Genomic DNA, 11,924 nt, shown 5'->3' on the forward strand with positions numbered 1-11,924 from the left:
ATGGCCGTCACCGCGACCCCCACCGCCGCCCGCCCGCCGGCCACCGCGTCCCGCACGGGGGCGACCGCGGTGACGGCCGCCCTCGTCCTCCTCGTCGCCGCCCTCGCCGTAGTCGACATCACCCAGGGCACCGCCTCCGCCGTCGGCCCCTCCCAGGTGTGGAAGGCGCTCACCGGACGGGCCGACACCGCCGACGCGTCCGTCGTCGTCGCCTCCCGGCTGCCGCGCATGACGGCGGGGCTGCTCGTCGGCGCCGTACTCGGCACGGCGGGCGCCGCGCTGCAGGCCGTCAGCCGCAACGTCCTCGCCTCGCCCGACACCCTCGCCGTCAACGCGGGCTCCTACCTCGCCCTCGGCCTGGCCGCCACCACCGGCCTCTCGCTGCCCGTGCTCGCCTCATCGGGCGTGGCGTTCGCCGGCGGCCTCGGGGCGGCGGCCGTCGTCCTCGGGCTCTCCGGTCCCGGCGCGGGCGCCGTCCGCCTCGTCCTCGCCGGCAGCGCCCTCACCTTCGGGCTCACCGCCGTCACCGAGGGCCTGCTGCTGCTCTTCCCGCAGCAGACCGAGGGCCTCTACAAGTGGAACCAGGGCGGCATCGCGCAGAACGGCTTCGACGGCGTCCTGCAGATGGCGCCGGTCGCCCTGCTGGGCCTGGCCGGGCTGATCGTCCTGGCCCGCCGCGTCGACGCCCTCGCTCTCGGCGACGACGCCGCGCGCGGTGTCGGGGTCCCGGTCCGCGCCACCCGCGTCCTCGCTGTCGTCCTCGCCGCCCTGCTCTCGACGGCCGCCGTCACCCTCGCCGGACCCATCGGCTTCGTGGGCCTGTGCGCGCCCGCCCTCGTACGCCCGCTCGCCCGCAGGTTCCGCGCGTTCACGCGGTCCCGCGCGCGGTTGCCGTTCGCGGGCCTCACCGGCGCGGCCCTGGTGCTCGGCTCCGACGTGCTGCTGCGCGCCGTCGTGCCCTCGGACACCGCGGTCGCCGTACCGACCGGCGTCGTCACCAGCCTGGTCGGCGCCGTCTTCCTCGTCGTCATGGCCGCGCGGGCGCGGGACACGGGAGGAGCCGCCCCGGCCGAGCGGCTGCGCCTCCGCAGCAGGACGGTCTTCGTCGTCACGGCCGCCGTCCTGGTGACGGTACTGGTGGGCCTGACGATCGCCGCCGTGCTGACCGGCGACAGCAAGCTGCTCCTCGGCGACGTGGTCAACTGGGCGCAGGGAAGGGCCGGCCGAACCGTCTCGTTCGTCCTCGACACCCGCGTCCCGCGCGTCCTCGCCGCCCTGCTCGCGGGCGCCGCCCTCGCCCTCGCGGGCACCCTCATCCAGGCGGTGACCCGCAATCCGCTCGCCGACCCGGGGATCCTCGGCGTGACGAACGGCGCCGCGGTGGGCGCGGTGCTGCTCGTGACGACGGTGCCCCTGGCCGGCTCCTGGAGCGTCGCCGCCGGCGCCTTCGCGGGCGCCGCCGCTGCCGCGCTCATCGTCTTCGGCCTCGCGGCCCGTGGCGGGTTCCGGCAGAACCGGCTCGTCCTCGTCGGCTTCGGCGTCGCCACCGGGTCGGCGGCCGTCGTCAGCCTGCTGATCATCCTCACCGACCCGTTCAACGCGACGAAGGCGCTCACCTGGCTCACCGGTTCCACCTACGGCCGGACCCTGCCCGACGTGACACCCCTCGCCGTCGTCCTCGCCGCGGGCCTCGCCGTCGCGGTGGCGCGGCGCACCGAACTCGACATCGTGTCGCTCGACGAGGACACCCCGAAACTGCTCGGCCTGCGGCTCAGCCGCGGCCGCCTCGGCTTCCTCGTCCTCAGCGTGCTGCTCAGCGCCACGGCGGTGGCCGCGGCCGGCACGATCGGCTTCGTCGGGCTCGTCGCACCGCACGCGGCGAGGGCCCTGGTGGGCCGCCGTCACGTCCGGGTGGTGCCGGTCGCGGTGCTCCTCGGGGCGATCCTCGTGTGCGCGGCGGATCTGGTGGGCCGGACGGTGATCGCACCGGCACAGCTCGGCGCCGGGCTGATGACGGCGGTGATCGGAACGCCGTACTTCCTCTATCTGCTGGTACGCGGTCGACGGTGAGCCTGGGCGTACGAGGTCGGCCGTGACCCTGCGGCGTACGCGGTCGATGGTGAGGTGGCCCTTTACGGGCTGGTACGTCAGGCGGGCGTCGGGCAGGGCACCCGTTCGAGGCGCTCGCGCAGCGTGCCGGCGAACTCCTCGGCCCGGCCCAGCTGTTTGCGCAGGTCGGCGACGCACTCGGCGGTGAGCTGTTCGAAGTGGCGTACGCGTACCAGGAGCGCCTCGAGCTCGGCGCCTTCCGGCGGTTCGGGCGCGTCGAGCCGGTCGGCGGCGTGCAGCAGGTCCCGCATCTGGTCGAGGGTGAAACCGAGCGGCTTCATGCGCCGGACCACCATCAGCCGTGCGACATCCCTCTCGGTGTAGAGCCGGAAACCGCCCTGGGAACAGGCGGAGGGGGTGACCAGACCGGTGTCCTCGTAGTACCGGATGGTGCGCAACGACAGCTCGGTCCGTGCGGCGACCTCGCCGATCTGCATGTGCTCACTGCTCACGCGGACGCCCTTCCGTATCCGTTGCCGAAGCCACGAACGGCCTCGTCTCCCGCTGGGGCCGAGGCCGGCCGACGATGATCCCTCCCGTAACGTTAGGTAGACTAAGTGATCGTCGGGGTGGATCGCGTGATGCCGCGCCCATGATCGGGACGGTTACTCCGTTTCCCGATGCCGCGCCCGACGGTCGTGTCGGGGTCGCCGCCGCCCCCGCCCCCGTACTCTTCCCGGCCGTGTCCGGCGAGGACCGACGCCTGCAGGAGTGAGCGTGCGCATGCCCCCGACGCCGAGCGCCGCCGCCTGCCCGCCGTGACCCTCCGCTTCGAGATCTGTTGTTCGTGAGCGGTGCGCCCGCCCGTCCGCGGACCGCGCCGCCGCTGATCTTCCGCCCGCCGCAGCGGGCTCCGCGGATCGCCGCCCGGTCTTCCGCACTGTTCCGCACGTCCCCCCGGTGACCCCGAGTCCAGGCGCCACCGCCGGTGCCGTGCCCGAGCACGACAGGTTCCGCTTCTCTTGTCCTCCTCCGTACTGTCCCCGGCCGCGCGGCTGCGCGCGCTGCGCCCCGACTGGCTGAACGACCCGAGGGTCTGGCGCACCGAGATCCTCGGCGGCCTGGTGGTCGCGCTCGCGCTGATCCCCGAGGCGATCTCGTTCTCGATCATCGCCGACGTCGATCCCGCGATCGGCCTCTTCGCGTCGTTCACGATGGCCGTGACGATCTCGATCGTCGGCGGCCGCCGCGCCATGATCTCCGCCGCGACCGGCGCCGTCGCCCTGGTCATCGCCCCGCTCAACCGCGAGCATGGCCTGGGCTACCTGGTGGCCGCGGTGATCCTGGCCGGTGTCTTCCAGATCGTCCTCGGCGCGCTCGGCGTCGCGAAGCTGATGCGGTTCGTCCCGCGCAGCGTGATGGTCGGTTTCGTCAACGCCCTGGCGATCCTGATCTTCATGGCGCAGGTCCCCGAGACGCACGACGTGCCCTGGCCCGTCTATCCGCTGATCATCGGCGGGCTCGCGCTCATGGTCTTCTTCCCGAAGGTCACGAAGGTGGTCCCGGCGCCGCTCGTCTCCATCGTCGTCCTGACCGCCATCACGCTCGCCGCCGGGATCGCGGTGCCGACCGTCGGCGACAAGGGCGACCTGCCGTCCTCGCTGCCGGTGCCGGGCCTGCCCGACGTGCCGTTCACGCTCGACACCCTCACCACCATCGCCCCCTACGCCCTCGCGATGGCGCTGGTCGGCCTGATGGAGTCGCTGATGACGGCGAAGCTCGTCGACGACATCACCGACACCCGCTCCTCCAAGACCCGCGAGTCCATCGGGCAGGGCATCGCCAACATCGTCACCGGCTTCTTCGGCGGCATGGGCGGCTGCGCCATGATCGGCCAGACGATGATCAACGTACGGGTGTCCGGCGCCCGCACCCGCCTCTCGACGTTCCTGGCGGGCTCCTTCCTGATGGTGCTCTGCATCGTCTTCGGCCCGGTGGTCTCGGACATCCCGATGGCCGCCCTGGTCGCCGTGATGGTGATGGTGTCCTTCGCGACCTTCGACTGGCACTCCATCGCCCCGAAGACCCTGAAGCGGCTGCCCGCCGGGGAGATCGCCGTCATGGTGATCACCGTCGCGGTCGTGGTCGCCACGCACAACCTCGCGATCGGCGTCGTCGTCGGCACGGTCACCGCGATGGTCGTCTTCGCCCGCCGCGTCGCCCACCTCGCCGACGTCACGGCGGTCGTCGATCCCGACGGCACGCAGGTCGTGTACGCGGTCACCGGCGCGCTCTTCTTCGCCTCCTCCAACGACCTCGTCCACCGCTTCGACTACGCCGGCGACCCCGACAAGGTCGTCATCGACCTGACCTCGGCGCACATCTGGGACGCGTCCTCGGTCGCGGCACTCGACGCGATCACCGGCAAGTACGCACAGCGCGGGAAGAACGTCGAGATCATCGGCCTGAACGAACACAGCGCCAAGATGCACGGGGCGCTGAGCGGGGAGCTGAAGGTCTGACGGCCGTCTCTCGGTACGGCACAACTGGTGGGCCCGTACGGGGGGTTGGGGCCAGACCCCTACGGGGCATTCCAGGGTCTTGCCGGATACCGGTCGGCGTCCGCGGCGGGCGAAGATCGAGACCGGACGAGGCGAGGGGGCGGTCACCGTGGTGGAGAGTCACGCGGCGAGTGAGGGGCACGGTCACGGGTGGCGGCGCGGCCGGCGACGACGACGGCGGTCGCTGTTACGTGGCGGACGGCCGTCTTTGGTCTGGGGCGCGGCGCTCGCGGTGATGGTCGGTGCGGTCGGCATCGGGGGTGCGGGGGCAGCAGCGGGGGCAGCCGGGGCAGCGGGTGTGGGGCCGGTGCCGGGGCCGCCGGCGGGTGCGGGCTCACGCATCGCGTGGCAGCCGTGCGAGCAGGACGCGTCGGCGGAGTGCGGCGCGCTGTCGGTGCCGGTGAACTGGGCGAAGCCGGACGGGGAGCGGTTCGATCTCCGGCTGGCCCGGCGCACGGCCACCGATCCCGGTGCGCGGGTCGGCTCCATGGTGTTCGGCCCCGGCGGACCCGGGGACTCGGGCGTGGAGCGGATTGTGGGCAAGGGCAACATGACCCGGTTCAGCGACAGACTCCGCAGCCGCTTCGACATCGTCAGCTTCGACCCGCGCGGGGTGGGCCTGAGCAACCCGGTGCGCTGCTCGCAGCAGCTCCTCGACCGCCGCCCGCCGACGGTCATCAAGGACCAGGCCGCCTTCGACGCCACGGTGAAGTACAACCGCGAGCTGCGCGCGGACTGCCGGAAGAACACCGAGCACGGCCTCTTCGACCACGTGGACACCCTCAGCATGGTCAAGGACCTCGACGCGATCAGAGCGGCGCTGGGCGAGCGGACCCTGACCTTCCACGGCAGTTCGTACGGCACGCTGCTCGGCGAGCAGTACGCGGAGCAGCACCCGAAGCGGGTCCGCGCCCTGGTCCTGGAGTCGGTGGTCGACCACAGCCTGGGCACGCGCGAGTTCCTCACCACCCAGGCGGCAACGCTGCAGGACTCCTTCGACGAGTTCGTGGCGTGGTGCGACCGGTCCGAGGACTGCGCACTGCACGGCTCGGACGTACGGGCACTCTGGACCGACCTTCTGGCCGGAGCCGAGCGCGGAGACCTGTCGGAGGACGGCACGGCGCTGGCGCCATTTGATCTCAACGTCCTGGTGATGAAGCGGCTGTACGACCCCGAGTGGCGGAAGCTCGCGGAGTTCCTGCACGGCCTGAGCGAGGACGGAAACGGCAACAAGGGTACGAGGACGGCCGGGGGCACGGGACAGAGCGCGGCGGCGAGCGCGGGACCGAAACGGAGCGCGGCGGCGAGCACGGGACCGAACAAGCCCGCGAGCAGGGGAGCCGAACCCAGCCTGGGGAGCAACCCGTTCGAGATCTTCTGCCAGGACTGGCGGCTCCCGGTGCGCGACTACCAGGAGTACGCACGGGGGTTGCGCCGCGTCGCCAGGACGGCGCCGGACATGCGATACCCCCGGGCCCTGATGTCCGTCTCGGCCTGCCTCGGCGCACCGCGGCCCGACAACCCGCAACACCGACTGAAGGTGCGGAACACCCGCCCCATACTCCTGACCAACTCGATCCACGATCCGGCGACCGGTTACAGCTGGGCCACCTCCGTCGCCCGCCAACTGGGTCGCCACGCCGTCCTGCACACCTACGAGGGCTGGGGCCACGGCACCTACAGCAGCAGCCCCTGCGCCCAGCGGACGGTCGACGACTACCTCATCGAGTCGAAGGTCCCGGCCCGCGGGGCGACCTGCCCGGCCGTGGAGCCGACCGGATGAGGAGAACACCGGATGAGGGGTCAGACGCCCGCGGTGTCGCGCCGGGTGAAGCGGTGCCACCAGTGGTGCCGGCGGGGGTGGACGGCACGGCCGAGGCGCCGGCCCAGGAACAGATAGCCGAGCAGGGCCCCCGCCGTGTTGAGGATGACGTCGTCGATGTCGAAGGTGCGCCCGGTCACGAACGCGCCTTGGGCCAGCTCGACGAGCACCATGGTCACCGCGGTGGCCAGACCCACCCGGATGAGGCCACGGGTGCGCGGCAGCACCACGGGCAGCAGAAGCCCGAAGGGCACGCCCAACAGGATGTTCCCGCCGAGCTGCTTGACCGTGTCACGGAACGCGGGCTCCGAGAGATAGTCGCCGATGGAGTCACCGGGGGTGAAGTTGCTGTGGGTCAGCGCCTCGGAGGCCGCCGACGGCTCCAGCGTCAGCCGGGCGAGCACCACGCCGAACGCGACCATGCCGGCGAACGCCACCAGCATGGTCGCCACCCGGGCCAGCGGCGACAGGGGCGCGGCCCGCGAGGGCGTCGTCCGGGGAGGTGGGGTCCGGTCGAGCCGCTCGTCGGCGGTCTTGGAACGCCCCGTCGCGGAACGCCTGCCATAGCCATAGGGACGCGCCGTCGTGGGACGCGCTGACTTGGAGCGACGTATTCGTGCCATCAGTGCCTCCAGGAAGGGCCATGCCCATCGGCCGGTTGATGGCGGCGTCGTCCGATGACCGCCGGAGGGCCGCCGGGCCGGGTCACGTCGGTTCGGTGCGGCCGAACAGGCCCGCGTGCCCGGGCGGGAGCTGGGTGAGGATGCGGCGCAGCAGTGCGTCGTCCGCGGTCCCGGCGAGCGTGCCGAGTACGGCGGTGACGGCGCGGCGTGCTTCGGCCGGGTCGTCGCCGGTCCGCGCGGCCACGGCGTCGACGAACTCCAAGGGGGTGAGCGGCTCGCTGGCGGGCTCGGCCTCGGCCAGCACAGGACCGCACTGTTCGGGGAGCAGACGGGCGAGGTCGGTGCGGTCGTCGCCCACCAGATGGGCGCCCAGTATGGCCAGGACGTTCTCGACGGCGCCCGCCGCCTCCTGACGACTGGTGAAGTCTCCGCGCTCCTGCACCTGATCGAGCAGTGCTTCCAGGGATGTGCCCATGCCGACTCCGTACTCCGTGCCTCTAGGGTCCGGTTCTTGCTCCGGTTACCCGAGCGGGCCGACCTGATGCCTGCGGTACGCCCCATGCGCGGCGAGGCTCACCGCACGGCGGCTCGCGCGCGGTCCATCTCCACCGTGAACTGCGCCCCGGCGAGCAGCGCCAGATTGGACACCCACAACCAGACGAGGAAGACGACGACGCCGGCGAGGGAGCCGTACAGCTTGCCGTAGGTGCCGAACCAGGAGGCGTACAGCGTGAACAGACCCGAGGAGAGCAGCCAGAGCACTGCGGCGAGGAGCCCGCCGGGCAGGATGTGGTGCCAGTCGCGGGCCTCGGGCGGTGCGTTCCGGAACAGGACGAGGACGAGCAGCAGCACGAGGCAGACCAGGGCCGGCCATTTCAGGACGGCCCAGGCGGTCTGCCCCGCGTCACCGAGCCCGATGCGCTGCCCCACGCTCTCGGCGAAGGGCCCGCTGACGACGAGCAGCAGCGCGCTGGCGAGCAGCAACGCGAGCAGCGACACCGCGGTCATCAGTACGCGGTGGCCCTTGCGCCAGACGGGCCGGGTGTCCTCGACGTCGTGCATGGCGTGCAGCGCGCGCCGGAACACGGCCGCGTAACTGGAGGCGGACCACAGCGCGCTGACCCCTCCGGCGATCACCACGGTGAGGGCCGCGGAGCGCGCGTCGGCCATCTCGCTGAGTGCCGAGTGCAGGGAACGTCCCGACTCCGCGGGCGCCCAGTCGGTGACCTCGGCGATGAGCGCCTGAGTGGTGGCGGGGCTGACCAGGCTGATGAGGCTGACGCTGACGAGCATGGCCGGGAGGAGGGCGAGTATCGCGTAGTACGTCAGGGCCGCCGCCCAGTCCGACACGTCGTCGTCCCACATCGCGACGGGGGTGCGGCGCAGCGCGGTACGCCGCAGGGCCCAGGTCGACGGGGAGTCGGAGGTGGCCTCGGTCTCGTCCGCGGGGGAGGAGCCCGGCCCGCGGCCGTGCGGGAGTTGGAGGGGGACGCCGTGCACGGGGGGCGTGGGACTGTCCATGGGGGCTGCTCCTTCGTGCAGGTCGGCGGCGGGGCTGCCACCTCTTGTTCCCTTGTTCCCGGGTTCTCTTGTCCGTGTTCCCCTGTTTGACCCGCGGCACGGGGTGGCGTGACGCGCTCGCCGCGACGTGAACCCGGAGGTGCGCGGGAAGACGGCGCGGGAAGACAAGAAGCCCCGGACTCCGCGTACGGAGTCCAGGGCTCGTGTGGAGCGCTGGGCAGGCCTTGCACCTGCATTTCCCCGCAGGAAGCGGGGCGTCTTTCCTTGGACGACCAACGCCGGTCCCCTGGCCGGAAGCCCGGCGCGAGGAGGCAAGATTGATCTTAGACCATCGAGGCCGGTGCTCCATAACGCCGACGGCCCGGACCGAGGTTGCCGGTTGCCTCCCTGCCCCGGCGGGGAGAATGAGTGGATGCTGATCACCGCGGACCGAGTCCTGACAGGTACGGGTACGAACACGGGCACGGGCGAAGGCGCGGGCACAAGCGCGCGCACGGACACCGGCTCCGGCTGGGACATGGGTGCGTGCGTGGAGAACGGGGCCGTGCTCATCGACGGCGGGAAGATCGCGGCCGTCGGCACGCACGACGAGATCCGTCGCGTGGCGGAGCCGGGCGTCAGGCACATCGCCCACACCGGCACGCTCATGCCGGGCCTCATCGACTCGCACGTCCACCTGATCTTCGACGGCTCCACCGACCCGGTGGCCGGCCTGCGCGACACCGACGAGGTCCTGCTCGACCAGATGCGCGGCCGCGCCGAGGAGTTGCTGCGTGCCGGGGTGACGACGGCCCGTGATCTCGGCGACCGAAACGGCCTCGCCTTCCGCGTCGCCGCCGAGACCGCGGACGGACGACGGGCAGGACCGCGCATCCTCGCGGCCGGCACCCCGGCGACACCGCCCGGCGGCCACTGCCACTTCCTCGGCGGCGAGGTCGCCGGTGAGCAGCAGGTGCGCGACCTGGTGCGGCGCAACGCCGACGCGGGCGCCGCCGTCATCAAGGTCATGACCAGCGGGGGAGGGCTGACCAAGGACGGCCCGCGCAGTTGGCAGAGCCAGTTCTCCCGCGAGGAGCTGCACGCCCTGGTCGACGAGGCGCACGCCGCCGGACTCCCGGTCGCCGCGCACGCGCACGGCGCGGACGCCATCGCCGAGGCGGTCCGGGCGGGGGTGCAGACCCTGGAGCACTGCACGTGGATGACGGAGAGCGGCTTCGACCTCCGCGCCGACGTCCTGCGACGCATCGTCGACGAGGACATCGCGGTCGGCCTCACCGTCTCGCCGCACTGGCGGATGCTGCCGCAGGTGTTCGGCGAGGAACGCGCGGCCACCATGTTCGACCAGATCCGGCAGATGGCCGACGCCGGGGCGAACCTCCTCCTCGGCACGGACGCGGGCGTCCAGCGCACCGGCTTCGACGGCTTGCCCGGCGCGCTCTCCTTCTACGCCCACATCGGCATCCCGAACGCCCGCATCCTCGCCATGGCCACCCACCGCGCCGCCCGCACCCTCGGCCTGGCCGACGTCACCGGCCGCATCGCCCCCGGCCTCAGCGCCGACCTGCTCCTCGTCGACGGCGACCCGCTGGCGGACCTGGAGGCGTTGAGGAAGGTGCGCACGGTGGTGGCCGCGGGGCGCGTTTGGGGTGAGTGAGCCGGTTTGCCCCGCGTCCCGCGCGCGTGGCCGCAGTGGGTCCCACGGTTCAGGGGCGCTGCGTCCGGGCGGCCGATGCCATGCGCTGGACGGCCTCCGTGAGGAGTTCCGGGGAGGTGGCCAGGTTCAGGCGGGCAAAACCGGCGCCGCCGGTGCCGAAGTCGGGGCCGGGGCTCAGGGCCACGCGGCCCCGCTCCAGGAAGATGGCCGTGGGATCGTCGCCGAGGCCGAGTCCGCGGCAGTCCAGCCAGGCGAGATAGGTGCCCTGGCCGGGGCGGTGTCGTACGGCGGGCAGGTGTTCACGCAGCAGTTCGCCCAGGAGGCGGCGGTTCTCGTCCACTCCGGCCAGGAGCGCGTCGAGCCAGGCGCCGCCCTCCCGCAGGGCCGCGGTGTGGGCGATGATGCCGAGGTGGCTGGGGCCGTGGCTGACCTCCTCGGGGAGGCGGGCCAAGTCGTCCGCGGACGCCGGTCCCGCGACGGCGATGGCCGCCTTGAGGCCGGCCAGATTCCAGGCCTTGGACGCGGACAGGAGCGCCAGGCCGTCCTCGGCGCCCGGCATGCTCAGATACGGGGTGAACCGGGTGCCCTCGGCCACGATCGGGGCGTGGATCTCGTCGACCACGACGCGGACGCCGTACTGCCGCGCCAACCGGGCGACTTCGGCGAGCTCGGCGGCGGTGTGCACGGTGCCGGTGGGGTTGTGCGGGCTGCAGAGCAGATACACCGGGCGTCCGCCACGGGCGACGGCCGCACCGAAGGCATCCTTCAGGCCGGCGAAGTCGATCCGGCCCTCCGCGTTGAGGGGTGCCTCGACGACCGGCCGGTTGTCGCTGCGTACGAACAGGTAGAACGGCTGATACACAGGGCAGTTGACCACGACGGGGTCACCGGGTCCGGAGACCAGCTTCAGCATCTCCATGACGCCGAGCATCACATCGGGGACGATCGCCGTGCGGGCGACGTCCAGACCGTCCCAGTCCCAGCGCCGCGCGGCGAACTCCGCGAAGGCCTCGGCGTAGCCGGTCCCCGCCGGATACCCCGTGTCCCCGCGCTCCACCGCCTCCCGGATCGCCCGCGCCACGGGCTCGGCGAGCGGCACGTCCATCTCCGCCACCCACAGCGGCAGGACGTCGGCCGGATAGGCCCGCCACTTCATGCTCGTACGCTCCCGCAACTGCTCCAGGGAGAGTTGTCGCAGTGGATTGCCGGGGACGGTTCGGTCGCGGGACGCGGCGGGGTCGGGGTGGTGCGGCGAGTGCTCCGTGGACTCCATGGAGGGGAGCGTAGGCAGGGAAGGCGGCCCCGGGCGGGTAATCCGGTGGAATCCGGCGCCGCTCGTATTCCACACTTGAGTGCAGGCGGTTACGGGGGATTCGCGCTCCGGGGCGTGAGTTCACACCCGCCAACTCCCCTCTAACAGAGCCCTATTGGCCTGCCACCCCTGCCCCGTCGACAAGTGAAGGAGGAACACTGTGTCGAAGCCCGTGCGTGTTGAATACGTTCTTTCCAAGCCCAATACGCCCTCGTGGTGGAAGAGGAACCGGCACCTGGTCCTGCTCGTCGTGGGCCTGCTGGTCGGCGCGTGGCTCGTGGACGGCCACGACAGCACCGCCGCGCATCCTCCCGAACGCCCGAGACCGGTCCACTCGACCGTGTCCGACGCCGGCCACGACGAGCGCTGACGGGTCAAGTCC

Annotated in this window: 10 protein-coding genes; 5 read left to right on the forward strand and 5 right to left on the reverse strand. The window is 72.3% G+C overall.

Annotation, left to right across the window (positions count from 1 at the left end):
* The gene (locus ACZ6CV_RS22040; protein WP_469252421.1) at window positions 1-2,070 is read left to right on the forward strand and encodes an iron ABC transporter permease; all 2,070 of its coding nucleotides are present in this window, start codon (window positions 1-3) and stop codon (window positions 2,068-2,070) included.
* 77 nt (window positions 2,071-2,147) lie between these two features.
* Here ACZ6CV_RS22040 and ACZ6CV_RS22045 read toward each other — a convergent pair whose 3' ends face one another.
* A complete protein-coding gene (locus tag ACZ6CV_RS22045; RefSeq protein ID WP_469252422.1) occupies window positions 2,148-2,561 on the reverse strand; it encodes a MerR family transcriptional regulator in 414 nt (137 codons plus the stop codon).
* 510 nt (window positions 2,562-3,071) lie between these two features.
* On the opposite strand from ACZ6CV_RS22045, the gene ACZ6CV_RS22050 reads away from it, so the two are divergent.
* Window positions 3,072-4,571, forward strand: a complete 1,500-nt coding sequence (locus ACZ6CV_RS22050; protein WP_469252423.1) for a SulP family inorganic anion transporter — start codon at window positions 3,072-3,074, stop codon at window positions 4,569-4,571.
* Between the two features lie 346 nt (window positions 4,572-4,917).
* A complete protein-coding gene (locus ACZ6CV_RS22055; protein WP_469252424.1) occupies window positions 4,918-6,393 on the forward strand; it encodes an alpha/beta hydrolase in 1,476 nt (491 codons plus the stop codon).
* Between the two features lie 20 nt (window positions 6,394-6,413).
* On the opposite strand, the gene ACZ6CV_RS22060 is transcribed toward ACZ6CV_RS22055, so the two are convergent.
* The 3 genes from ACZ6CV_RS22060 to ACZ6CV_RS22070 form a co-directional block, all read right to left on the reverse strand.
* The gene (locus tag ACZ6CV_RS22060; RefSeq protein WP_469252425.1) at window positions 6,414-7,055 is read right to left on the reverse strand and encodes a VanZ family protein; all 642 of its coding nucleotides are present in this window, start codon (window positions 7,053-7,055) and stop codon (window positions 6,414-6,416) included.
* 82 nt (window positions 7,056-7,137) lie between these two features.
* Window positions 7,138-7,530, reverse strand: coding sequence for a DUF2267 domain-containing protein (locus ACZ6CV_RS22065; protein WP_469252426.1), 393 nt, complete (start codon window positions 7,528-7,530; stop codon window positions 7,138-7,140).
* A 98-nt stretch (window positions 7,531-7,628) separates the two neighbouring features.
* Window positions 7,629-8,576, reverse strand: a complete 948-nt coding sequence (locus ACZ6CV_RS22070; protein WP_469252427.1) for a YihY/virulence factor BrkB family protein — start codon at window positions 8,574-8,576, stop codon at window positions 7,629-7,631.
* Between the two features lie 412 nt (window positions 8,577-8,988).
* Here ACZ6CV_RS22070 and ACZ6CV_RS22075 point away from each other — a divergent pair, with 412 nt between their 5' ends.
* The gene (locus ACZ6CV_RS22075; protein ID WP_469252428.1) at window positions 8,989-10,230 is read left to right on the forward strand and encodes an amidohydrolase family protein; all 1,242 of its coding nucleotides are present in this window, start codon (window positions 8,989-8,991) and stop codon (window positions 10,228-10,230) included.
* A gap of 49 nt (window positions 10,231-10,279) precedes the next feature.
* Here ACZ6CV_RS22075 and ACZ6CV_RS22080 read toward each other — a convergent pair whose 3' ends face one another.
* Window positions 10,280-11,503, reverse strand: a complete 1,224-nt coding sequence (locus ACZ6CV_RS22080) for a MalY/PatB family protein (protein WP_469252429.1) — start codon at window positions 11,501-11,503, stop codon at window positions 10,280-10,282.
* A gap of 199 nt (window positions 11,504-11,702) precedes the next feature.
* On the opposite strand from ACZ6CV_RS22080, the gene ACZ6CV_RS22085 reads away from it, so the two are divergent.
* Entirely contained in the window at window positions 11,703-11,912 is a 210-nt protein-coding gene (locus ACZ6CV_RS22085) for a hypothetical protein (RefSeq protein ID WP_469252430.1), read from the forward strand.
* The last annotated feature ends 12 nt before the right edge of the window (window positions 11,913-11,924 follow it).

Source organism: Streptomyces sp. NPDC041713, assembly GCF_055591085.1.